This is a genomic window from Streptomyces anulatus (genome assembly GCF_014650675.1).
Lineage (GTDB): Bacteria > Actinomycetota > Actinomycetes > Streptomycetales > Streptomycetaceae > Streptomyces > Streptomyces anulatus.
This window is the reverse complement of sequence record NZ_BMVK01000008.1, coordinates 219177-242430: the sequence shown is the minus strand read 5'-3', so window position 1 is coordinate 242430 and position 23254 is coordinate 219177. Positions and strand designations below refer to the sequence as shown.

At 73.3% G+C, this 23254-nt stretch carries 21 protein-coding genes; 13 read left to right on the top strand and 8 right to left on the bottom strand.

Features of this window, described 5'->3' with window-relative positions; translation table 11 throughout:
* Positions 1-214 precede the first annotated feature (214 nt).
* Positions 215-3088, top strand: a complete 2874-nt coding sequence (locus IE272_RS21820) for an FAD-binding and (Fe-S)-binding domain-containing protein (protein WP_190007593.1) — start codon at positions 215-217, stop codon at positions 3086-3088.
* Between the two features lie 15 nt (positions 3089-3103).
* On the opposite strand, the gene IE272_RS21815 is transcribed toward IE272_RS21820, so the two are convergent.
* Positions 3104-3994 carry a LysR family transcriptional regulator gene (locus IE272_RS21815; RefSeq protein WP_050361184.1) on the bottom strand — a complete coding sequence of 297 codons (891 nt, stop codon included), beginning with the start codon at positions 3992-3994 and terminating at the stop codon, positions 3104-3106.
* 174 nt (positions 3995-4168) lie between these two features.
* On the opposite strand from IE272_RS21815, the gene IE272_RS21810 reads away from it, so the two are divergent.
* Positions 4169-5140 carry an EamA family transporter gene (locus IE272_RS21810; RefSeq protein WP_050361183.1) on the top strand — a complete coding sequence of 324 codons (972 nt, stop codon included), beginning with the start codon at positions 4169-4171 and terminating at the stop codon, positions 5138-5140.
* Positions 5141-5173: 33 nt separating this feature from the next.
* Here the strand turns inward: IE272_RS21810 and IE272_RS21805 are convergent, their stop codons facing one another.
* Positions 5174-6151 carry an oxidoreductase gene (locus IE272_RS21805; protein WP_057665056.1) on the bottom strand — a complete coding sequence of 326 codons (978 nt, stop codon included), beginning with the start codon at positions 6149-6151 and terminating at the stop codon, positions 5174-5176.
* Positions 6152-6259: 108 nt separating this feature from the next.
* Between IE272_RS21805 and IE272_RS21800 the strand changes: the two genes are divergently transcribed.
* Positions 6260-6904: an acyl-CoA-like ligand-binding transcription factor gene (locus IE272_RS21800; protein ID WP_056701451.1), complete on the top strand. Its 645-nt coding sequence runs from the start codon at positions 6260-6262 to the stop codon at positions 6902-6904.
* 76 nt (positions 6905-6980) lie between these two features.
* Here IE272_RS21800 and IE272_RS21795 read toward each other — a convergent pair whose 3' ends face one another.
* On the bottom strand, positions 6981-7694 hold the full coding sequence (locus IE272_RS21795) for an NUDIX domain-containing protein (protein WP_190007591.1): 714 nt from the start codon (positions 7692-7694) through the stop codon (positions 6981-6983).
* A gap of 122 nt (positions 7695-7816) precedes the next feature.
* On the opposite strand from IE272_RS21795, the gene IE272_RS21790 reads away from it, so the two are divergent.
* The 9 genes from IE272_RS21790 (at position 7817) to IE272_RS21750 (ending at position 18925) form a co-directional block, all read left to right on the top strand.
* Positions 7817-8398, top strand: coding sequence for a DinB family protein (locus tag IE272_RS21790; protein ID WP_078961373.1), 582 nt, complete (start codon positions 7817-7819; stop codon positions 8396-8398).
* Between the two features lie 130 nt (positions 8399-8528).
* Complete coding sequence (locus IE272_RS21785; RefSeq protein WP_190007589.1) at positions 8529-9335, top strand: TIGR03084 family metal-binding protein; 807 nt, start codon at positions 8529-8531, stop codon at positions 9333-9335.
* Complete coding sequence (locus IE272_RS21780) at positions 9332-11068, top strand: acyclic terpene utilization AtuA family protein (protein ID WP_190007587.1); 1737 nt, start codon at positions 9332-9334, stop codon at positions 11066-11068. The genes IE272_RS21785 and IE272_RS21780 overlap by 4 nt, the downstream gene beginning before the upstream one ends.
* On the top strand, positions 11065-12663 hold the full coding sequence (locus tag IE272_RS21775) for an acyl-CoA carboxylase subunit beta (protein ID WP_050361177.1): 1599 nt from the start codon (positions 11065-11067) through the stop codon (positions 12661-12663). The genes IE272_RS21780 and IE272_RS21775 overlap by 4 nt, the downstream gene beginning before the upstream one ends.
* A 45-nt stretch (positions 12664-12708) precedes the next feature.
* Positions 12709-14688 carry an ATP-binding protein gene (locus IE272_RS21770; RefSeq protein WP_190007585.1) on the top strand — a complete coding sequence of 660 codons (1980 nt, stop codon included), beginning with the start codon at positions 12709-12711 and terminating at the stop codon, positions 14686-14688.
* On the top strand, positions 14685-15857 hold the full coding sequence (locus IE272_RS21765; RefSeq protein ID WP_056701443.1) for an acyl-CoA dehydrogenase family protein: 1173 nt from the start codon (positions 14685-14687) through the stop codon (positions 15855-15857). The genes IE272_RS21770 and IE272_RS21765 overlap by 4 nt, the downstream gene beginning before the upstream one ends.
* Positions 15858-15999: 142 nt before the next feature.
* Entirely contained in the window at positions 16000-17601 is a 1602-nt protein-coding gene (locus tag IE272_RS21760; RefSeq protein ID WP_190007582.1) for a 4-coumarate--CoA ligase family protein, read from the top strand.
* Positions 17598-18332, top strand: coding sequence for an enoyl-CoA hydratase family protein (locus IE272_RS21755; protein ID WP_098892145.1), 735 nt, complete (start codon positions 17598-17600; stop codon positions 18330-18332). Before IE272_RS21760 ends, IE272_RS21755 begins: the two co-directional genes overlap by 4 nt.
* Complete coding sequence (locus tag IE272_RS21750; protein ID WP_050361172.1) at positions 18320-18925, top strand: TetR/AcrR family transcriptional regulator; 606 nt, start codon at positions 18320-18322, stop codon at positions 18923-18925. Before IE272_RS21755 ends, IE272_RS21750 begins: the two co-directional genes overlap by 13 nt.
* A 63-nt stretch (positions 18926-18988) precedes the next feature.
* On the opposite strand, the gene IE272_RS21745 is transcribed toward IE272_RS21750, so the two are convergent.
* The 5 genes from IE272_RS21745 to IE272_RS21725 all read right to left on the bottom strand — a co-directional run bounded on the left by IE272_RS21745 (position 18989) and on the right by IE272_RS21725 (position 22584).
* On the bottom strand, positions 18989-20290 hold the full coding sequence (locus tag IE272_RS21745; protein WP_190007580.1) for a serine hydrolase domain-containing protein: 1302 nt from the start codon (positions 20288-20290) through the stop codon (positions 18989-18991).
* Positions 20291-20477: 187 nt separating this feature from the next.
* On the bottom strand, positions 20478-20861 hold the full coding sequence (locus IE272_RS21740) for a VOC family protein (RefSeq protein ID WP_050361170.1): 384 nt from the start codon (positions 20859-20861) through the stop codon (positions 20478-20480).
* Between the two features lie 97 nt (positions 20862-20958).
* Entirely contained in the window at positions 20959-21549 is a 591-nt protein-coding gene (locus IE272_RS21735; RefSeq protein WP_050361169.1) for a dihydrofolate reductase family protein, read from the bottom strand.
* Between the two features lie 114 nt (positions 21550-21663).
* A complete protein-coding gene (locus tag IE272_RS21730; RefSeq protein ID WP_190007578.1) occupies positions 21664-22083 on the bottom strand; it encodes a GNAT family N-acetyltransferase in 420 nt (139 codons plus the stop codon).
* Positions 22084-22164: 81 nt separating this feature from the next.
* A complete protein-coding gene (locus IE272_RS21725; RefSeq protein ID WP_143673971.1) occupies positions 22165-22584 on the bottom strand; it encodes a hypothetical protein in 420 nt (139 codons plus the stop codon).
* Positions 22585-22870: 286 nt separating this feature from the next.
* Here IE272_RS21725 and IE272_RS21720 point away from each other — a divergent pair, with 286 nt between their 5' ends.
* Entirely contained in the window at positions 22871-23086 is a 216-nt protein-coding gene (locus IE272_RS21720; protein ID WP_007454046.1) for a DUF6243 family protein, read from the top strand.
* Positions 23087-23254 lie beyond the last annotated feature (168 nt).

The following is a 23254-nucleotide window of genomic DNA, read 5'->3' as shown; positions in this document are numbered from 1 at the left end:
ACCGGGCGAATTCGACCAGTCGAATTCAGGACAGTTCGGCACGGTTATGGGCGATCATGCACAACTGGAGCTGCCAATTCCTGCGCAAGTCTTGGTCACTATAGGAGACTTGACGGTCTGTTTGGGAAGATCTTGTGGGCTTTTTTGTACTGCTTACGTGCTTTGATCCTGGCGCATCCCAAGAGTTCACCTGACGCGACGGCATGCTGAGACCATGGCCGAACAGCATCGACCGCATACGGACACGCCCCCGGCGGCCGCCCCGGCTTTCGTCGCGGCGCTCCGCTCCGCCGTACGCGGCGCGAGCGACTTCGGGGCCGCCGCCCGGGCGCTGACGACGATGGACGCCTCCAACTACCGCCGCGTCCCGCTCGGTGTGCTCGCCCCGCGCGACGCCGACGACATCGCCGCCGCCCTGGCCGTCTGCCGGGAGCACGGGGTTCCGGTGGTGGCGCGCGGCGGCGGCACCTCCATCGCCGGGCAGGCCACCGGCACCGGACTCGTCCTCGACCTGACCCGTCATCTGCGCACGATCCTCGACCTGGACCCCGTCGCCCGCACCGCCGTCGTCCAGCCCGGCGTGATCCTGGACGACCTGAGGGCCGCCGCCGCACCCCACGGCCTGACCTTCGGCCCCGACCCCTCCACCCACAGCCGCTGCACCCTCGGCGGAATGATCGGCAACAACTCCTGCGGCGCGCACTCGGTGGCCTGGGGCACGACGGCCGACAACGTGCGGAAGCTGTCGGTGGTCCGCTACGGGGGCGGGAGCCTGCACCTGGAACAGGGGAGCGGCACGGGCCCCGAGGGTGTCGGCGCGCTCGTCGCCGCCCACCTCGCCCTCCTGCGCACCGGCTACCCCGGCCTCCCGCGCCGCATCTCCGGGTACGCGCTCGACGCCCTGCTCCCCGAACACCCCGGCGGCCCCGACCCGGTCCGGGCGTTCTGCGGCAGCGAGGGCACTCTCGGCGTCGTCACCGAGGCCACCGTGCGCCTGGTGGAGGCCCCGCGCGCCCGCGCCCTGGCAGTCCTGGGGTACGCCGACGAGTCCGACGCCGCCGACGCCGCCCCGGGCCTCCTCCCGTTCCGCCCGCTCACCGTCGAGGGCATGGCCGCCGACCTCGTCACCGGGTCCGCCGGGCTGCCGCGCGGGGCCGCCTGGCTGTTCGTCGAGACCGGCGGCGACACCCCGGCCGAGGCACGCGCGCACGCCGAACGCGTCCTGCGGGCCGCCGACGCCGTGGACGGCACGGTCGTCACGGACCCGGCCGGGCAGCGGGCCCTGTGGCGGATCCGCGAGGACGCCGCCGGAACCGCGACCCGGATGCCCGACGGCACCGAGGCCTGGCCCGGGTGGGAGGACTGCGCGGTGCCGCCCGCCCGGCTCGGCGCGTACCTCCGCGACTTCCGCACCCTCCTCGCCGAGCACGGCCTGCGCGGCGCCCCGTACGGCCACTTCGGCGACGGCTGCGTCCACGTGCGCATCGACTTCGACCTGATCAGTGCGGGCGGGGTGGCCCGCTTCCGCCGGTTCTCCGAGGAGACGGCCGATCTCGTCGTCGCGCACGGCGGCTCCCTCAGCGGTGAGCACGGCGACGGCCAGGCGCGCGCGGAACTGCTGCCCCGGATGTACGGGAGTGAACTCGTCGCCCTCTTCCACCGGTTCAAGGACCTGTGGGACCCGGACGGCGGCCTGAACCCGGGGATCCTCGCCCGCCCGGCACCCCTCGACGCGAACCTCCGCTTCGCCGTCCTCCCCGGACGCCCGGTGGACGTGGAGTTCGGCTACCCGCAGGACGGCGGGGACTTCGCGGGCGCGGTCCGCCGCTGCGTCGGCGTCGCCAAGTGCCGTACGACGGAGGCGAGCGGCGCGGGCGTGATGTGCCCGTCCTTCCGGGCGACCGGCGAGGAGGCCCACTCCACCCGGGGCCGGGCCCGGCTGCTGCACGAGATGCTCGCGGGCGAGATCATCACGGACGGCTGGCGCAGCGAGGAGGTCCGCGACGCGCTCGACCTGTGCCTCTCCTGCAAGGGCTGCCGCAGCGACTGCCCGGTGGGCGTCGACATGGCCACGTACAAGGCGGAGTTCCTGCACCACCACTACCGGGGCCGCCTCCGCCCCGCCGCCCACTACGCGATGGGCCGCCTCCCCCGCTGGCTGCGCCTGGCCGCCCCCCTCGCCCGGCCGCTGAACGCACTGGCCCGGCTGCGCCCCCTCGCCGCGCTCGCGAAACGGCTGGCCGGGATCGCGCCCGAGCGCACGATCCCGGTGCTGGCGACGGAGACGTACAGCCGGTGGCTGCTCCGCCGCCAGGGGAAGGGGACCCGGATCCTCTCGTCGGACCGGGTGGTGGCGCTCTGGGCGGACACCTTCACCGAGCACCTGTACCCGCAGGCGGGCCGGGCGGCGGTCCGGGTCCTGGAGAGGGCGACGGGGCGCACGGTGCTGCCGCCCCCGCGCGGGCTGTGCTGCGGCCTCACCTATGTGTCGACGGGCCAGCTCGACGCGGCCCGCCGCGTGATGCGCCGCACCCTGGACCGCCTCCGGCTCCTGCCGGGCCACCCGCTCGTGGTCCTCGAACCGAGCTGCGCCGCGACGCTCCGCACCGATCTGCCCGAACTCCTCCCCGACGACCCGCGCGCCGCCGAACTGGCCGCTTCCGTGCGGACGTTCGCCCAGTACCTGGAGGAGTACGCCCCCGACTGGACCCCGCCCCGACTGGACCGCCCGGTCGCCGGCCAGACGCACTGCCACCAGCACGCGGTCCTCGGCGACGCGGCGGAGCGCAGGCTGCGCGAACGGATGGGCCTCACCGGCGAACTCAGCGGCGGCTGCTGCGGGCTCGCCGGGAACTTCGGCTTCGAGAAGGGCCACTGGGAGGTGTCCGTGGCCTGCGCGGAGGAGCGACTGCTCCCCGCCGTACGGAACGCGGAACCCGGTACGGAACTCCTCGCGGACGGCTTCTCCTGCCGTACGCAGCTCGACCAGCTGGCCGGACGGCGGGCCCGGCACCTCGCGGAGGTCGTCGCCGAGGCCGTCGAGGAGGCCTCGACGGCCGTGAGGGAGGGGCGGGGGGGCGGCGCGTAGGGCGTCGCCCGGGGCTCAGTGCGTCGCGCCCCGGGCGACGATCTCCCGGGCCAGCGCGGCCAGCTCCGGCAGCGCGGGGTGGCCGGGGGCGTCGCGGCGGGCGAGGAGGACCGGGACGCCCGGGGCGTCGTCGAGCGGGACGTAGGCGACCCCCGTGTGCGGGTGCAGGGTCGCGGTCGACGCGGTGGACACCCCGCTGCCGCGGCCGGCGGCGATGGCGGTGAGCCAGTCGTCGGTGTTCCCGACCGTGACGGTAGCGGCCGGACGGGCGCGCGGCGGCCACAGGTCGACGGTGGTGGTGCCGGAGACGGTGTTCAGGACGACGGGGCCGTCGGCGAGGTCGGCGAGGGAGAGCGAGCCCCGCCGGGCGAGCGGCCCGTCCGCGGTCACCGCCGCCACCCGGACCTCGGTGAACAGCACCTCGGCGACGAGCCCCGGCGCGTCCACGGGCCCCCGCAGCAGCGCCGCGTCGACCTCGCCCCGGGTCAGTCCGGCGGTGCGGTCGTCGATCCGGAGCAGCTCCAGCGGGGTCCCCGGGTGCCGCTCCTGCCAGGCCCGCAGCAGCGGTGTGGTGTACGGCCCGAACGCGGACCAGGCGTGCCCGAGCCGCAGCGGCCAGGTGCGCAGCCGCCCGGAGTCGAGGGCCTCGTCGAAGGCGGCGACCGCCGCGGCGGCCTTGTCGCGGAAGGCGGCGCCGTCGGGGGTCAGGGCGAGGTGGTGGGTGGAACGGTCGACGAGCCGGACCCCCAGGTGCCGCTCCAGCGCCGCGAGGGTGCGGGACACGGCGGGCTGGGTCAGCCGGAGACGGGCGGCGGCGCGCGTGATGTTCAACTCGTCGGCCACCGCGAGGAAGGCCCGCAGATGCCGGAGTTCCACGGGGCGGCCGGTGAGGGGCGCTTCGTTCATGCGTGGGGAGCATAACGGGAGCTTGATCGGTATTTCACGGAACGCGCGGGTGTCCATACGGTGAAAGGAAACCTCTGGCAGGACAGTGCGTCCTGTCGTACCGTCCAGTCCATTACAGTGTACTGAGCCGTCCCATCCCGTCTTGTCTTGTCCCGTTCCCTCGGAAGGTCCCCCGTGAACGACCAGCGCAGCGCCGCCGAACCGGCCGCCGCAGCCGTCGCCGTACCCGAAGCGGTGACGGCACTCGAAGGGGGCGCGGGCACCGGAGCGCCCGCCGGGCGGACCGGGGCGGACCGCCGGGCGGCGCTGACGCCGATCGTGCTGGTGGTCGCCGGCGGCCTCTCCGTCCAGTTCGGCTCGGCCGTCGCGGCGCTCCTGATGCCGAAGGCGGGCGCGCTGGGCGTCGTCACCCTGCGGCTGGCCGCCGCCGCGCTGATCCTGCTGGTGATCTGCCGCCCGAAGCTGCGCGGCCACTCGCGTGCCGACTGGGGCACGGTGCTCGCCTTCGGCGTCGCGATGGGCGGCATGAACACGCTCTTCTACCAGGCGCTGGACCGCATCCCGCTCGGCATCGCCGTCACCCTGGAGGTGCTCGGCCCGCTCGCCCTCTCGGTGTTCGCCTCCCGCCGCCTGATCAACCTCGTGTGGGCGGGCCTGGCCCTCGTCGGCGTCGTCCTGCTGGGCGGCGGGGGCTTCGACCGCCTCGACCCGGTCGGCGCGGCGTACGCCCTGGGGGCCGGGGCGATGTGGGCGGCGTACATCGTGTTCAGCGCCCGCACCGGCCGCCGCTTCCCGCAGGCGGACGGGCTGGCGCTGGCGATGGTGGTCGCCGCGGTCCTCTCGCTGCCCCTGGGCATCATCGAGTCCGGCGCGAAACTCACGGTCCCCTCCACCGTGGCGCTCGGCGCGGCGGTGGCCCTCCTCAGCTCGGTCCTTCCGTACACCCTGGAGCTGATGGCGCTGCGCCGGCTGCCCGCGCCCACGTTCGCCGTGATGATGAGCCTGGAGCCGGCCATCGCCGCCGGTGCGGGCTTCCTGATCCTGGACCAGGCGCTCTCCACGACGGACGCCCTCGCCATCGCCCTGGTCATCGGGGCCAGCGTCGGCGCGGTGCGCAGCCGGACGGGCCGACGCCGCGAGGGGTGAGCCGCGGCGGGGCGACGCGTCCGGCCCCGGCCCTCAGTCGTCGGCGGGCGGGATCCGGAAGGAGTCCAGTCCGGACGGGAAGCGGACGTCGGTCAGCCGCTCCGACACCTCCCACAGCCGCCGCCCGGTCGGGGCGTCGACGGCCGCCGGGGCGAGGAGCACCCGGGTCGGTCCGCCGCGCAGCTCCCCGGGGCCGTCCGGGCCGATGAATTCGCCGCCCCGCGCGTCCGGGGCGGTCGCCGCGTACAGCTGGGGAAGCGCGCCCGCGCCGGGATGTTGGGCGAGGGGCCGCAGAACGCGGCCGAACAGCAGCTTCACCAGGCCGGTCGGCCCGCTAGTCTGCAGGCCGGTGGCGGTGTAGCCCGGGTGCGCCAGCAGGCTCCGGACCGGGCTGCCGGACGCGGTCAGCCGCCGGTGCAGCTCGTGCCCGAAGACGGCGTTGGCGAGCTTCGACCGGTCGTAGAAGGCCATCGGCCCGTAGTCGCGTTCGCCGTTCAGGTCGTCGAAGTGCAGCCGTGCCTTCCGGTGGTTGACCGAGGTCACCGTGACGACGCGCGGGTCCCGGCCCCCGGCCAGCAGGTCGAGCAGCAGCCCGGTGAGCGCGAAGTGGCCGAGGTGGTTGCAGGCGAACTGCAGCTCGTGCCCCTGCGCACTGGCCGAGCGGGGCGGCGCCATCACTCCCGCGTTGTTGACCAGCGTGTCCAGCCGCGCGTGGTCCGTGTGCAGGGCGTCGGAGAACGCCCGTACGGAGTCGAGGTCGGCCAGGTCCAGGCGGCGCACCTCCAGCGAGGCCCCCGGCCGGTCGGCGGTGATGCCTGCGGCGGCCCGGCGCCCCTTCTCCTCGTCGCGCACGGCGAGGATCACGTGCCCGCCCCGGCGGGCGAGGGCATGGGCGGTCGCCAGGCCGAGGCCGCTGTTGGCCCCGGTGACCACGGACACCCGGCCGGTCTGGTCGGGGATCTGCTCGGCGGTCCAACGCGGCTTCTTCTGCTTCCCGTCCTGTTTCGTCATGCGGCACACGTTGTCGTGAGTGTCACTCGGTGTCAAGAAGGTACTCGGTGTCAAGGAGGTGCTTGGTGTCATGGGGATACCGAGTGCCAAAGATGGCATGGCGCTACGATGGTGGGCGTGAGTACCCGCCCCGCAGTGACCATGGCCCAGCGCAAACGTCAGCTCGTCACGGACGAACTGACCGAAGCGGCGCTCCAGCTGATGGCACGGGAAGGGTTCGACGCCGTCACGGTCGACGCGATCGCGGCCGCCGCCGGAGTGTCCAAGCGGACCTTCTTCCGGTACTTCGCGTCCAAGGAGGACGTGGTGGTCCAGTTCCTGGCCGGCATGGGGGCGGGCATGCGCGCCGAACTGGCCGCCCGCCCCGCGGCCGAACCCCCCTCCGAGGCGCTGCGCCACGCCGTCTGGGTCGCGATGGCGGCCTGCGCCGACGGCGTCGAGCACTCCGGCCGGGCCCTCCGGGTCGTCCAGCTGATCCTGCGCACGCCCGCCCTGCGCGCCCGCTTCCTGGAGCACCAGGCCCAGTGGCGCGACGACCTCGCCGTGGAGACGGCCCACCGGCTCGGGCTCGACCCGGAGGGGGACCTCTCCCCGCGCCTCGCCGCCGGGGCCGCGCTCGCCGCGTTCGACACCGTGCTGCGGCGCTGGAGCGACAGTGACGGGGCCGAGGACCCCGCCGCACTCACCGACCGGGCCTTCGCCTTCCTCGCCCCGGCGCTGGACGCGGCCGGACCGTCCGGCGTCTCCCGGTAGCGGCCCGCGCGCCGGGCGGGCTCAGCGCGAGCGCCTCATCGACCGCACCGCGGGCCCGGCTCGGCACGGGAGCGCCTCACCAACTGCACGGCCTGCCCAGCTCGGTGATGGAGTCGGCCAGCTCGGCCGGGCGCTCCGGCCACCCCGTCCGGTGCCAGTGCTCGATGCGCCAGGACAGCCGCCGGGGCCACAGCGGGGTGACGGGCAGGCGCTCCACCGGTATCCAGACCGGGGCGCCGCCGTAGTTGTCCAGCGTCTCCGGCGGGCCGATCTCGCCCGTCGCGGACACGGTGAAGTAGTGCTCGCGGCGTCCGCCCTTCCAGACGCGCGCCACTTCGGGCCCGACGGTCCCCGCCAGGCCGGTCTCCTCGTCGAGCTCGCGCACGACGGCCGCCTCGGGGGTCTCGCCCGCCTCGACCCCGCCGCCCGGGATCTCGTAGTAGGGCGCGCCGTCCTCCTCGAAGCGGATCAGCAGCATGGCCCCGTCACGGATGACGATCGCCCCGGCCCGCACCCGTACCGGCGGCACGGCCGCAGGATCCTCCAGGCCCGCCGGGCCCCGCGGGGGTGTTCCTTCCGCCCAGGCGCGCAGGATTCGCTCCGCCGTCCCGGCGGGCCGGATGCGCGCGTGCACCGCCTCCGCCAGGGTCAGCGCGGCGCGCGGCGCACCGGGATCACCGCCGTGCCCGTCGGGGAAGACGTAGTGCGGGCCCTCGTCGTCGTACCGGGGCTCCAGGACCAGCCTGTCGGCGTCGAACCGGACGGTCACCGCGTGGGGTTCGGCAGTCATCGACGGAGGCTAACAGCGCGCCACGGCCGACGGCTGCCGGAATGCCCTCGTCCGGGCGGGGCCGGACCTTACAGTCGCCGGATCGACTTCCGCCCCGCGCCCGCCCACCAGGAGACCCAGCCATGGAGCACACCGAACCGACCGGACCCGCCGGACCCGCCGAGCCGACCGGGAGTCACCCGCGGGCGGGTGAACGCCACGACCTGCTGGCCATGGTCGTCGACCAGCGCACCAACTTCCTCTACACGGTCGCCGGACTCACCGACGAGCAGGCCCGCGCCCGGTCGACGGTCAGCGAGCTGACCCTCGGCGGACTCGTGAAGCACCTCGCGGCGACCCAGCTGAGCTGGCTGTCCGTGATCGACGGCACCGCCGCCCCCGAGGTCGGCTGGGCCGACCTCGACCCGGACGGCAACCGGATGACCGAGGACGAGACCCTCGCCGGCCACCTGGACGCGTTCCACGCCGCGGCCGACGCCTTCGACCGCGCGGTCCGCGAGGAGCCCGATCTCGACCGGGCGGTCACGCTGCCGCGCTACCCCTGGTCACCGCCGCAGCCCCTCGTCTGGACCGTACGGCACGTCCTGCTGCACGTGTTCCGCGAGATCGCCCACCACAGCGGCCACGCGGACATCGTGCGCGAGGCGCTCGACGGGGCCAGCACCACCGAACAGATGGCGAAGGCGGCCATGGGCGGCGAGTGACGGGCGGCGGGGGGACGCGCTGCGCGTCCCCCCGCACCACCCGAGCAGAAAATCATGCAAGCGTGCTTGATTGTTTCCTGGCGCGCTGCCATGCTCCTGGACACCACACCCGGTCCCGAGGGGAGCGCACGTGTCCGCTGTCGTAGCCGTGATCGACGATCTGCGCGAAGAGAGCGACGAACTCGATGCCCTGGTGGGGGTGTTGGATGCCGGAGCCTGGCGCGGCCCGACGCCCGCCGCGCGCTGGACCGTCGCCCACCAGATCGCCCACCTCAGCTGGACCGACGAGGTCGCGCTGCTGGCCGCCACCGAGCCGGACCGCTTCGGGGACGAGGTGGTCAGGGCCCTCGCCGCGCCCGAGACCTTCGTCGACGAGGCGGCCGACGCCCTGGTCGCCGCCCATGCCCCGGATGCCCTGCTCGCCCGGTGGCGGGAGGGCTGGCAGCGGCTCGACAAGGTGCTGAGGGACGCCCCGGCCGGCACCCGGATCCCCTGGTACGGGCCCCCGATGAGCATCGCGTCCATGGCGACCGCCCGGCTCATGGAGACCTGGGCGCACGGCCAGGACATCGCCGACGCCCTCGGGGTGACCCGGACCCCCACCGCCCGGCTCCGGCACGTGGCGCGGATCGGCGTCCGGGCCCGGAACTACGCCTACGCGGTACGCGGGATCACCGCGCCCGAGGAGGAGTTCCGCGTCGAACTCCACACCCCGGACGGCGAGATGATCGCGTACGGACCGGAGGACGCCGCCCAGCGGATCACCGGCCCGCTCCTCGACTTCTGCCTCCTGGTCACCCAGCGCGCCCACCGGTCCGACCTCGCGGTCACCGCCGAGGGGCGCGGAGCCGACCAGTGGCTCTCCATCGCCCAGGCGTTCGCCGGACCTCCCGGACCCGGCCGCACGCCCCGCGCGGAGCCGGACGGCCACCGGTGAACGCCGCCCCCGCGCCCCTCCGGATCGGCAACGCCTCCGGCTTCTACGGCGACCGCTTCGACGCGCTGCGCGAGATGCTCACCGACGGCCCCCTCGACGTCCTCACCGGCGACTACCTCGCCGAGCTGACCATGCTCATCCTCGGCCGGAGCCGCCTCAAGGACCCGCAGAAGGGCTACGCCACCACCTTCCTGCGCCAGTTGGAGGAAGGGCTCGGCCTCGCCCACGAGCGCGGGGTGAAGATCGTCGCCAACGCGGGCGGCCTCAACCCCGCCGGACTCGCCGACGCCGTACGGCAGTTGGCGGAGAAAGTCGGTGTGCCCGTCACCGTCGCCCACGTCGAGGGCGACGGCCTGCCCGTCCCGGACGGGTTCCTCACCGCCAACGCCTACCTCGGCGGCTCCGGGATCGCCGCCTGTCTGCGGGCCGGGGCCGATGTCGTCGTCACCGGCCGGGTCACCGACGCGGCCCTGGTCACCGGGCCCGCCGCCGCCCACTTCGGCTGGGGCCCGGACGACCTGGACGCGCTCGCGGGGGCCGTCGTCGCCGGGCACGTGCTGGAGTGCGGTACGCAGGCGACCGGCGGGAACTACGCGTTCTTCGGCGAGCACGACGCCCGCCTCCTCCGCCGCCCCGGCTTCCCGCTCGCCGAGATCCACGCCGACGGCTCCTCGGTGATCACCAAGCACGACGGTACGGGCGGGGTCGTCGACGTCGGCACCGTCACCGCCCAACTCCTCTACGAGACCGGCGGAGCCCGGTACGCGGGCCCCGACGTCACCGCCCGCCTCGACACCGTGACGCTGACCCCGGACGGCCCGGACCGGGTCCGTATCGACGGCGTACGCGGGGAGGCCCCGCCGCCCACGCTCAAGGCCGGGCTCACCCGGCTCGGCGGCTGGCGCAACGAGGTCGTCTTCGTCCTCACCGGCCTGGACATCGAGGCCAAGGCGGCCCTCGTGAAGGACCAGTTCGCCGACGCCCTGGAGCGGGCCGGCGGGCGCCCGCCGGCCGAGGTGCGCTGGGAGCTGGCCCGGACCGACCACGCCGACGCCGCCACCGAGGAGCGGGCCAGTGCGCTGCTGCGGCTCGTCGTCCGCGACCGGGAGGCCGACGCGGTCGGCCGCGCGGTCTCCGGGGCCGCCGTGGAGCTGGCCCTCGGCAGCTACCCGGGCTTCCATGTCACCGCCCCGCCCGGAAAGGGCGCGCCCTACGGGGTGTTCGAGGCCAGGCCCGTACCGGCGGCGGACGTCGAGCACACCGCCGTACTGCCGGACGGACGGAGAGAGGTCCAGGAACCACCCGCCCGCACCCAGGAGTTGGCAGAACTCGACGCGCCGCCGCTCCCCGAGCCGTATCCCTCCGGCGCCCCCACCCGGCGCGTACCCCTCGGTCTGGTCGCGGGCGCCCGCAGCGGCGACAAGGGCGGCGACGCCAACGTGGGCGTCTGGGTGCGCGACGACGACGCCTGGCGGTGGCTGGCGCACGAGCTGACCGTCGAGCGGCTGAAGGAACTCCTGCCGGAGACGGCCGAACTGACCGTCGTCCGCCATGTGCTGCCCCGTCTCCGCGCCCTGAACTTCACCGTGCACGGCCTGCTGGGCGAGGGCGTCGCCGCCCAGGCCCGGTTCGACCCGCAGGCCAAGGCGCTGGGGGAGTGGCTGCGGTCCCGGTCGCTGCCCGTCCCCGTACCGCTGCTGGAAGGCGTCCCCGCCCCGGAGGTGACCGCATGACCGTCCTGCCCACCGGGCTCGACACCAACGGCCCCGAATACGCGGCGCATCGGGCCACCATGGTGGCCAGGCTCGCCGAGCTGGAGGCCGAGCACGGCAAGGCGCTCGCGGGCGGCGGCGAGAAGTACGTCGCCCGCCACCGCAAGCGCGGCAAGCTCCCGGCCCGCGAGCGGATCGAGCTGCTCGTCGACCCCGACACCCCGTTCCTGGAGCTGTCGCCGCTGGCCGCCTGGGGCAGCGACTACGCGGTCGGCGCCTCGCTCGTCACGGGGATCGGGGTGGTGGAGGGCGTCGAGTGCCTGATCACCGCCAACGACCCGACCGTGCGCGGTGGGGCGTCGAACCCGTGGACGCTGAAGAAGGCCCTGCGCGCCAACGAGATCGCCTTCGCCAACCGGCTGCCCTGCATCAGTCTGGTGGAGTCGGGCGGGGCCGATCTGCCGTCCCAGAAGGAGATCTTCATCCCGGGCGGGGCCCTCTTCCGCGACATCACCCGGCTCTCCGCCGCCGGAATCCCCACCGTCGCCGTCGTGTTCGGCAACTCCACCGCCGGAGGCGCGTACGTCCCCGGCATGTCCGACCACACCGTGATGATCAAGGAGCGGTCCAAGGTCTTCCTCGGCGGACCTCCCCTGGTGAAGATGGCGACCGGCGAGGAGAGCGACGACGAGTCCCTCGGCGGGGCCGAGATGCATGCCCGCACCTCCGGGCTCGCCGACCACTTCGCCGTCGACGAACAGGACGCGATCCGCCAGGCCCGACGCATCGTAGCCCGCCTCAACTGGCGCAAGGCGCACGCCGACCCGGGTCCCGCCGAACCGCCGAAGTACGACGAGGACGAGCTGCTCGGCATCGTGCCGGGCGACCTGAAAGCCCCCTTCGACCCGCGCGAGGTCATCGCCCGGCTGGTCGACGGCTCGGACTTCGACGCGTTCAAGCCGCTGTACGGGACGAGCCTGGTCACCGGCTGGGCGCGGCTGCACGGCTATCCGGTCGGGATCCTCGCCAACGCGCAGGGTGTTCTCTTCAGCGAGGAGTCGCAGAAGGCCGCCCAGTTCATCCAGTTGGCGAACCAGCGCGACATCCCGCTGCTCTTCCTCCACAACACCACCGGCTACATGGTCGGCAAGGAGTACGAGCAGGGCGGCATCATCAAGCACGGCGCGATGATGATCAACGCGGTCGCCAACTCGAAGGTCCCGCATCTGTCGGTCCTGATGGGGGCGTCCTACGGGGCCGGCCACTACGGCATGTGCGGCCGCGCCTACGATCCGCGCTTCCTCTTCGCCTGGCCGAGCAGCAAGTCCGCCGTCATGGGCCCGCAGCAGCTCGCCGGGGTCCTGTCCATCGTCGCCCGCGCCTCCGCCGCCGCCAAGGGGCAGCCGTACGACGACGAGGCCGACGCCGGGCTGCGGGCGATGGTGGAGCAGCAGATCGAGGCGGAGTCGCTGCCGACGTTCCTGTCCGGGCGGCTGTACGACGACGGGGTCATCGACCCGCGCGACACCCGGACCGTCCTCGGCATGTGCCTGTCCGCGATCCACACCGCACCGGTCGAGGGCGCCCGCGGCGGCTTCGGCGTCTTCCGGATGTGACCCGCCCATGAGGCCCACGAGACACCTGCCGGATGTGACCCGCCCATGAGGAGTGACGTGATCCAGACCCTGCTCGTCGCCAACCGGGGCGAGATCGCCTGCCGGATCTTCCGCACCTGCCGCGACCTGGGCATCACCACGGTCGCCGTGTACTCCGACGCGGACGACGGCGCCCTGCACGTACGGGAGGCGGACCTCGCCGTACGGCTGCCGGGGGCGGCCCCCGCCGACACCTATCTGCGCGGCGATCTCGTCGTGGCCGCCGCCCTGGCCGCCGGGGCGGACGCCGTGCACCCCGGGTACGGCTTCCTCTCCGAGAACGCCGCCTTCGCCGCCTCGGTGCAGGACGCGGGCCTGGTGTGGGTGGGCCCGCCGGTGAAGGCCATCGAGCTGATGGCGTCCAAGACCCGGGCCAAGGAGCTGATGGCCGGGGCGGGGGTCCCGTTGCTGGCCCCCGTGGACCCGGCGACGGCCGCGGAGGACGATCTGCCGCTGCTGCTGAAGGCGGCGGCGGGCGGCGGCGGACGCGGGATGCGGATCGTCCGCGAACTCGGCGCGCTGCCCGGCGAACTGCTGGCCGCCGCCGCCGAGGCGGCGTCCGCCTTCGGGGACGGCGAGGTCTTCGCCGAGCCGTACGTGGAACGCGGACGGCACGTCGAGGTCCAGGTGATGGCCGACGAGCACGACACCGTGTGGGCGCTCGGCACCCGGGACTGCTCGCTCCAGCGCCGCCACCAGAAGGTCATCGAGGAGGCCCCCGCCCCCGGCCTGGACGACGCCCTGCGCACCCGGCTGCGCGACGCGGCGACCGCCGCCGCGCGGGCGGTCGGCTACCGGGGCGCGGGGACCGTGGAGTTCCTGGTCTCCGCCGACGGGCGGCCGTACTTCCTGGAGATGAACACCCGCCTCCAGGTCGAACACCCCGTCACGGAAGCCGTGTTCGGGCTCGACCTGGTCGCCCTGCAACTGCGTGTGGCGGAGGGCGGGCCGCTGGGGGCGACGCCCCCGTCGCCGTCCGGCCACGCGGTCGAGGCCCGGCTCTACGCCGAGGACCCGGCCCGCGACTGGCAGCCGCAGACCGGAGCCCTCCTCGCACTGGACCTGCCGGACGTGCCGAGCCTGCGCCTGGACACCGGGTACACCGGCGGCGACACCATCGGCGTGCACTACGACCCGATGCTCGCCAAGGTGATCGCCCACGCCCCGACCCGCGCCGAGGCCGTCCGGCTGCTGGCCCGCGCCCTGGAGCGGGCCCGGATCCACGGCCCGGTGACCAACCGCGAGCTGCTCGTACGGTCGCTGCGCCACCCGGACTTCGCGGCGGCACGCCTGGACACCGGGTTCTACGACCGGCACCTGGCGGCCCTGACCGCCCCGGCGGCCGGCCGCGACCCCGCCCGGGCCGCCCTCGCCGGGGCCCTGGCGGCAGCCGTCACCGCCACCTCGGGCGGCCCCGCCCCCACCCGCTTCGGGGCCTGGCGCAACGTGCCCTCGGGGCCGCAGCTCAAGCGCTACCGGAGCGAACCCGACGGGGCCGAGCACGAGGTCGCCTACCGCACCCCGCGCACCGGCGCCCCGGAACCGCATGATGCCCCGGGCGTCCGGGTCCTCGCCGTCACACCGGACCGGGTCACCCTCGAACTGGACGGTGTCGCCCGGCACTTCACGGTCAGGGCCGACGGCGACCGGGTGTTCGTGGACACCGACGCCGCCTCGTACACGTTCACCGCCCTGCCCCGCTTCACCGACCCCGCCACCCACACCGAACCGGGCTCCCTGCTCGCCCCGATGCCCGGGACCGTCGTCCGCCTCGCGGAGGGCCTGGCCGCCGGCGTCCCCGTCGAGGCCGGGCAGCCGCTGATCTGGCTGGAGGCGATGAAGATGGAGCACCGCATCCTCGCCCCCGCCTCCGGCCTCCTCACCGCCCTGCACGCCGCCCCCGGCCACCAGGTCGAGGTCGGCGCGCTGCTCGCCGTGGTCCAGGAGGACCCGGCCGCCATCCCCGTACCGGAGGAGACCGCATGAGCACCGCCCTCGAAACCGAAGAGCACCAGGCCCTGCGCGCCGCCGTCGCCGCCCTCGGCAAGCGGTACGGGCGCGACTACATGACCACCGTCATCCGCGAGGGCTCCCACACCGGTGAACTGTGGGCGGAGGCCGCCAAGCTCGGCTACCTCGGGGTGAACCTCCCCGAGGAGTACGGCGGCGGAGGCGGCGGCATGGCCGAACTCTCCATCGTCCTGGAGGAGTTGGGTGCGGCCGGATCGCCTCTCCTCATGATGATCGTGTCGCCCGCGATCTGCGGCACGGTCATCGCCCGCTTCGGCACGGACGAACAGAAGCAGAAGTGGCTGCCGGGCCTCGCCGACGGCAGCCTCACCATGGCCTTCGGCATCACCGAGCCCGACGCCGGCTCCAACTCGCACCGCATCACCACCACCGCCCGCCGCGACGGCACGGGCCCGGACGCCGACTGGCTGCTCACCGGCCGCAAGGTCTTCGTGTCCGGCGTCGACATAGCCGACGCCACGCTGATCGTCGGCCGCACCGAGGACGCCCGCTCCGGGAACCTGAAACCGTGCCTGTTCATCGTCCCGCGCGAGGCCCCCGGCTTCGGGCGGAATCAGATCGACATGGAACTCCACGCCCCGGAGAAGCAGTTCGAGCTGGTCCTGGACGACGTGCGCCTCCCGGCCGACGCCCTGGTCGGCGACGAGGACGCGGGCCTCCTCCAGCTCTTCGCGGGACTCAACCCCGAACGCATCATGACGGCCGCGTTCGGCATCGGCATGGGCCGCTTCGCGCTCGGCAAGGCCGTCGAGTACGCCCGTACCCGGCAGGTCTGGAAGGCCCCGATCGGCTCCCACCAGGCCATCGCGCACCCCCTGGCCACCGCCCACATCGACCTGGAGCTGTCCCGCCTGATGATGCAGAAGGCGGCCCGGCTGTACGACGCCGGCGACGACGTCGGGGCGGGCGAGGCGGCGAACATGGCGAAGTACGCGGCGGGCGAGGCGTGCGTGAAGGCGGTCGACCAGGCCGTGCACACCCTCGGCGGCAACGGCCTGACCCGCGAGTACGGCCTCGCGTCCCTGATCACCGCGTCGCGGGTGGCCCGGATCGCCCCGGTCAGCCGCGAAATGATCCTGAACTACGTCTCGCACCAGACGCTGGGCCTGCCGAAGTCGTACTGAGCCCCACGGCCTTCCTGATCCTTCTTCCGTCCGACCTCTCCCCATCCCTCCCCCACAGGGGTGATTCTGACCCTCCACACCCGCACGGCGTCCCGCGCCGCCACCCGGGCGGCGCGGGCATCCGCGACGACAGGGGACCGCCATGGTGTTCCGCAGCGAGTACGCAGACGTACCGGCCCTCGACACACCCATCCACGAAGCGGTCCTCGGCGGGGCCGCCGGGTTCGGTGACACCGTCGCCCTGATCGACGGGACGAACGGCGTCTCCCTCACGTACGCCCAGCTCGACGGCTTCCACCGGCGCATCGCCGCCGCGCTGGCCGGGGCGGGGCTCCGGAAGGGCGACGTCCTCGCCCTCCACAGCCCGAACACCATCGCCTACCCGGCGGTCTTCTACGGGGCCACCCGCGCCGGGGCCTCCGTCACCACGGTCCACCCGCTGGCCACGCCCGAGGAGTTCGCCAAACAGCTCGCCGACAGCGGGGCCACCTGGATCGTCACGGTCTCCCCGCTCCTGACGACCGCCCGCCGGGCGGCCGAACTGACCGGCGGCATCAGGGAGATCTACGTCTGCGACCAGGCCGAGGGCCACACCTCCGTCCTGGACATGCTGTCCTCCACCGCCCCCGAGCCGGAGATCGCCATCGACCCCGGCGAGGACGTCGCGGCGCTCCCGTACAGCTCCGGCACGACGGGCACGCCCAAGGGCGTGATGCTGACGCACCGCTCGATCGCGACCAACCTGGAGCAGCTGAGACCGTTCATCCCGATGGGCGAGGGCGACCGCATCCTGGCGGTTCTGCCCTTCTTCCACATCTACGGTCTGACGGCGCTCATGAACGCCCCGCTGCGCTGCGGCTCGACGGTCGTCGTGCTGCCCCGCTTCGACCTGGCGCAGTTCCTGGAGGCCATCCAGACGCACCGGATCTCCGGCCTGTACGTGGCCCCGCCGATCGTGCTGGCCCTGGCGAAGCACCCGCTGGTGGGGGAGTACGACCTCTCCTCGCTCCAGTACATCGTCAGCGCCGCCGCCCCGCTCGACGCCGACCTGGCCGTCGCCTGCTCGGCCCGCCTGGGGCTGCCGCCGGTACGGCAGGCGTACGGGATGACGGAGCTGTCGCCCGGTACGCACGTGGTGCCGCTCTCCGTCGAGCAGCCGCCGCCCGGCACGGTCGGCAAGCTGCTGCCGGGCACCGAGATGCGGATCGTGTCGCTGGAGGACCCGGCGAAGGACGCGGAGCCGGGGGCGGACGGCGAGATCCTCATCCGCGGCCCCCAGGTGATGAAGGGCTACCTGGGCAGGCCCGACGCCACCGCCGACATGATCGACCCGGACGGCTGGGTGCACACCGGCGACGTCGGGCGGGTGGACGCGGACGGCTGGCTGTTCGTCGTCGACCGGGTCAAGGAACTGATCAAGTACAAGGGTTACCAGGTGGCCCCCGCCGAGCTGGAGGCCCTGCTCCTGACACACGAGCACCTCGCCGACGCGGCGGTGATCGGGGTGTACGACGCGGAGGGCAACGAGGTCCCGAAGGCGTTCCTGGTCCGGAGCCCGGCCGCGGGGGACCTCACCACCGACGACGTCATGGCGTACGTCGCCGAGCGCGTGTCCCCGTACAAGAAGGTGCGGCAGGCCGAGTTCATCGAGGCGGTGCCCCGGGCGGCGTCCGGCAAGATCCTCCGGCGCGAGCTGCGCGACCGGGAGAAGACGGACCACGCGGAAACATCGGAGGAGAAGTGACCCTGATCGGACGGACGGCGGACCGGGGAGTGACGACGCTGACGCTGGACTCCCCGGCGAACCGCAACGCGCTCTCCGCGTCGCTGGTGGGCGAACTCCGCGCGGCACTGGCGGCGTGCGCGGCGGACGACACCGTACGGGCGGTGCTGCTCACCCACACCGGCACGACGTTCTGCGCCGGGGCGGACCTGAAGGCGCCGCCGGACCCGGAGGCGTTCGTGGGTCTGATGCGGGAGATCGTGGCGCTGCCCAGACCGGTCGTGGCCCGGGTGGCGGGCCACGTCCGTGCGGGCGGTCTGGGCCTGCTGGCGGCGTGTGACATCGCGGTGGCGGGCCCGTCGTCCACCTTCGCGCTCACGGAGTCCCGGCTGGGCCTGGCCCCGGCGGTCATCTCCCTCACCCTGCTCCCCCGCGTGGACCGCACGGCGGCGAACCGCTACTACCTGACCGGTGAGCGCTTCGACGCGGCGGAGGCGGCCAGGATCTCGCTGGTCACGGAGGCCGCCGAGGACGTCGACCGGGCACTCGTACCGATCCTGGACGGCCTGCGCCGGGCATCGCCGCAGGGGCTGGCCGCATCGAAGGAGCTGGTCACGGCTACGGTGCTGAGGAGCTTCGACCAGTACGCCGAAGACCTCGTCGCCCGATCCGCCGCGTTGTTCGCCTCCGACGAGGCGAGGGAGGGGATGACGGCCTTCCTCGAACGACGGGACCCGGCATGGGTGCGGTGACACCTTCCAGCCCTTTGAAATCCGCTCACACGCCCAAGCAGGACCGCAGCCGGGCGACGCGGCAGCGTCTCCTGGAGGCGGCGGTGGCCTGCCTGGCCGAACACGGCTGGGCGGGCTCCACCGTCTCCGTCGTCGCCGAGCGGGCCGGCGTCTCGCGCGGCGCGGCCCAGCACCACTTCCCGACCCGCGAGGACCTGTTCACGGGGGCGGTGGAGTACGTCGCCGAGGAGCGCTCCGCCGCCCTGCGCGCACTTCCCGACCAGGGCCGCGCCGAGGTGGTCGCGGCCCTGGTCGACCTCTACACCGGCCCCCTGTTCCGGGCCGCGCTCCAGCTCTGGGTCGCCGCCTCCAACGAGGCCCAGCTGCGCCCGCGCGTGACAGAACTGGAGGCGCGGGTGGGCCGCGAGACCCACCGGATCGCCGTCGAACTCCTGGGCGCCGACGAGTCCCGCCCCGGGGCCCGCGAAACGGTCCAGGGCCTCCTGGACATGGCCCGCGGCCTCGGCCTCGCCAACCTCCTCACCGACGACACCGCCCGGCGGGCACGGGTGGTGGCGCAGTGGGCGGCGCTGGTGGAGGAGGGGCTGGGGTGAGCCCGGAGCCGACCGGAGCGGTGGCTACGCACGAGCCGTCGGGGTGAGCGACGCGCATCACCACTACTCCTTCAGGGAGTTGGTCGGAGTGGTCGGAGCGGCCGGAGTGGTCGGCTCCTGGGAGGCGCTGCCGTCGTAGACGTTGCCCGGGGTGGCGATCTGCGTGACCGCGCGGGCGAGCAGGGTGGACGGCTCCTGGCCCCCGCTCAGGGAATCCGTGTTGATCATGATGACCATGGTGGCCTTCTGCGAGGGCAGGTAGACGGTCACGGTCTCGTACCCCGGCAGGGAACCGTTGTGCCCGATCCACCCGCCGGTCTCGAAGATGCCCAGACCGTAGCCGAGCCCCGGGAACCCGGTCGGCCGGGTCTTGAGCCGCTGCGCCTGGGTCGCGGGGCTCAGGAGCTCCCCGGTGGCGACGACCTTGGCCCAGCGGCGCAGGTCGTGCAGATCGGAGATCATCGCGCCGGCGGCCCACGCCCAGCTGGGGTTCCAGTCCGTGGCGTCCTCGGTCTCGCCGCTCAGCGTCTGGTCGGTGTAGCCGTGGGCGTGCGGTTCGGGGAACTCGGCCCCGGTCGGGAAGAGCGTGTTGTGCAGGTGGGCGGGGCGGAGCACCCGCTCGTGGATGACCTGGCGGAGCTTCTGGCCGGTGACCTTCTCGATCACCAGGCCGAGCAGGACGAGGTTGGAGTTGGAGTACTGGAACCGGGCGTCCGGCTTGAAGGTGTTCTTGTGCTTCATGCCGTACGCGAGCACACCGCGCGGGGTGAACGAGCGGTACGGATCGCTCAGCAGGTCGTGCACGAAGTCCGCGTCGGCGGTGTACGGGAACAGGCCGCTGCGCATCCCGGCGAGCTGGCGCAGTGTGATCCGGTCGCCGTTGCGCACGCCGGGGACGTAGGCGGAGATCGGGTCGTCCAGCCCGACGAGCTTGTCGTCGACGAGTTCGAGGAGCGCGGTGACCGTGAACGTCTTGGTCTCACTGCCGATCCGGATCCGGGTGTCGGCCGACATCGGCTCACGGGTGGCCGTGTCGGCGACGCCGCCCGCGTGGACGTAACTTCCCTTCCCCGGCAGCCACAGCCCGACGACGACCCCGGGGATGCCGGCCTGCTTGCGGACGTCCTCGATGGTCCTGTCCAGCTCGGCGGTCAGCTCGGGACCGAGACCGCCGGGCGGACAGTCGTCCTCGCCGTGCGGGCCGCTTCTGTGGTCCTGGCCGTGTTGGCCGTGTTGGCCGTGTTGGCCGTGCTGATCGAGGCCCGCGGCGTGGACCGCCGGGGCGGGAGCCACGGCCATCGGGGCCAGTACGGACGCCGCGAGCAGCATCGCGGCGTACAGACGTCGGGTGGGGGAGCGTCGCATCGGGGGGTGCCTCTTCCGGGCCGGGAGGGAGGGGAGCGGAGCGACGGCAACGACACCACCCGGCCCCCGGGCTCAGCACCGCATCCCGGCCGCGCCCTGCGAAGTCCACTCGTTCGGAGCCGCGCGGCCCAGGGGCGCCCGGGACCCTCACCGTCCGGAACGGGCGTCGCCCCGGACGGCGTGGGCGTCAGGAATCCATGGCGGCCCGGTCGGACGCACTCCGCAGAACGCAGAACTCGTTGCCCTCGGGGTCGGCGAGGATCGCCCAGCCCGAACCATCGGGATTCCGGTGATCGGAGACGAATGTGGCACCGAGGTCCAGCAGCCGGTCCACCTCCAGATCGCGCGAGGTCTCCGGGCGCAGGCACAGATGGAGCCTGTTCTTGATCGTCTTGGCCTCCGGCACCTGATTGAAGTGCAGCACCGGGCCCTCCGCCAGCAGCACCTGAGTCTCCCGGTCGCCCGGCCTGTCCTCCGGGTGCAGCGGACGACCGGTCACACCGCTCCAGAACCGCGCCAGCTCGTAAGCATCAGCACAGTCGATCGCCACGTTCTGCACTACGGAAACCATGCGCGCCAGCCTCCCCGATCTTCACGCCGAACGCCACCGGCCTGTGCCTGTTCCCCGTGGTCCGGGAGCGGTTCGGTTCCTTGCCGCCGATCAGGCCTCACCCTTCGGCGGAGCGGCGGTACGTATTGATCAGGACGCCGGACGGCGTCGGCCGCGTCGCGGTGAGCGTCAGACGACGAGGGCTCCTGCCATCGGCGAAGAGCCGCTTCCCGCTGCCCAGAAGGAGAGGGAAGACCAGCAGCCGGTACTCGTCGACGAGGTCGTACTCGATCAGGCTCCCGAGCAGCCCCCCGCTGCCCAGCACCACCGTCTCGCTCCCGGACGCGGCCTTGATCCGACTGATCTCCTCCACCGGATCGGCACCGAGGAGCGTGGAGTTCGCCCAGCTCAGATCCTTGAGCGTGCGGGATGCGACGTACTTCGGCATCGCGTTCATCGCGGCCACCGCGGGGTCGTCCAGGTCGGCGTACGGCCATGTGGCGGCGAAGATCTCGTAGGTCCTGCGCCCGAGGAGGAGGGCACCGGCGCCGGCGGTGGCCTCGCTCATGAACCGCTCCACCACCTCGTCGACGTACGGCAGTACCCAGCCGCCTTGGTCGAACCCGCCGTCCCGGTCCTCGTCGGCCGAGAGGACCGACTGCATGACGCCGTCCAACGAGACGAAGTTGACCACGACCAGCTGACCCATGTCCTGCTCCTGTCCGTGCGGTTGCTTTCCTCGATGGTGACCACACGCGGGAGCGAAACTCATCGGGCGTCGGGCGACGTTTCGCCCTGCTGTGAGCCTCGTCGGCTGGTCGCCTCACACGGTGCGGTGCATGCCCACCGAGGCCGGTGCGGTCTCACGGAAGCCGAACTTCTTGTAGAGATGCCGGGCGTCGCCGTCGGCGATGAGGGAGACATAGGCACCGGCCGGGGCCCGGCGCTCCAGTTCGCCGACCAGCTCGGCCATGATGCGCTTCCCGAGGCCCCGCCCCTGATGGTCGGGGAGGACACAGATGTCGACGACCTGGAAGAAGCAACCGCCGTCGCCGATCACCCGCCCCATGCCGACCGGCTCACCGCCGTGGCGGACCTGAACCGCGTGCCAGGTGTTCGGCAGGCCCAGCGCCGCGGCCTCGGGGGGCATCGCACTCAGTCCCGCCGCGGGTCGCAGCCGCAGGTAGGTCTCGACGGCAGGCAGCTCGGCGGACAGTTCGTAAGGGTCGTTAGTCATCTGCATACATTACACACGCACCGCTTCCCGTTGGCCGGCCGGTAAGTCGGGCCGGCCGGTAAGGGGGTGCAGGTCGGCGGCGAGCGGTCACCGCGGCCACCGGCGTCGACGGACCGGAGGCGACGCATGTCCGTCGCGTCGCCGCTGGGACGCGTGCCAGCGTCGACGCTCGCGGCGCAGGCGGCTCCGGTACAGGTTCCGGCCGACCCGCTCGTAGCCCTCGGTTCCCGCGACCAGGATCAACAGCAGCGCGAGAAGAGCGGCCAGGACGGTCTGGGACACGGTGGTCACCGGCAGCCCGGCTTCGGAGAAGCCGTGGCCGAGCAGGGCGGAGAAGGCCGAGCCGAGGCCCAGGACCAGGACGAACCGACGCGTCGAACCGGGAACCGTCGCACCCCTGTTGGGCCATTGCCTCACCGCTTCGACGAACCAGAGGACCACCAGCACGGCCACTTCGCCCGCTGACAGCAGCACCGCCAGTCCGAGGTCCAGCATCCCCTTCGGCATGCCTGCCATGCTGGGGCAGACGGGCAGACACACGCCTGAGTACGGCTACTCACACGAAGCGGCCGGCGCCGGCCGTCCCCGGGCGCCCGCCAAAGGCCCGGCCGACGCCGGACGGCGGAAAAGGGGTGGTGTGCGAGGGTCGACGGAACCGGGTAACGTCTTTCTCATTCCAGACGCCGATTTACGAGTGAGCGAGTGACGGGCCGCCGCTGACGTCCTGCGACGTCGCCGCCCGTCCCCCACCGGTGAATCCGTAGACCACTTCACATCACTACCGGGAGAACCCGTGACCGTGAGCAAGAACATCAACAACCCCGTGGGCCAGGGCGGCGGCCAGCGCAAGAAGCTGTCCCGCGCCGAACGGCAGAACAACGGCCCGCACCGCAATCTCGACCGCCGGAGCGCGGCCGACCAGAAGGCTGAGCTGGTGCGCAAGATGCGCGAGAAGACCGGCGCGGCCGAGGGCACCGGTCAGACGGGCGACGACACCGCACAGAGCTGACGCATCGCCGCCGCAGCGCGGCACCGCACGGGGCTGGGCCTCCCGTGTTCTGCGGCCACCGCGTGATCGTTCGTCTACGCAGACCGATGATCAGCGGTGGCCGCACCCATGTCCGCACCGGCTACCGCTGCCCCCATCGGCTTCCGCTGCCCGCACCGGCTTTCGCCG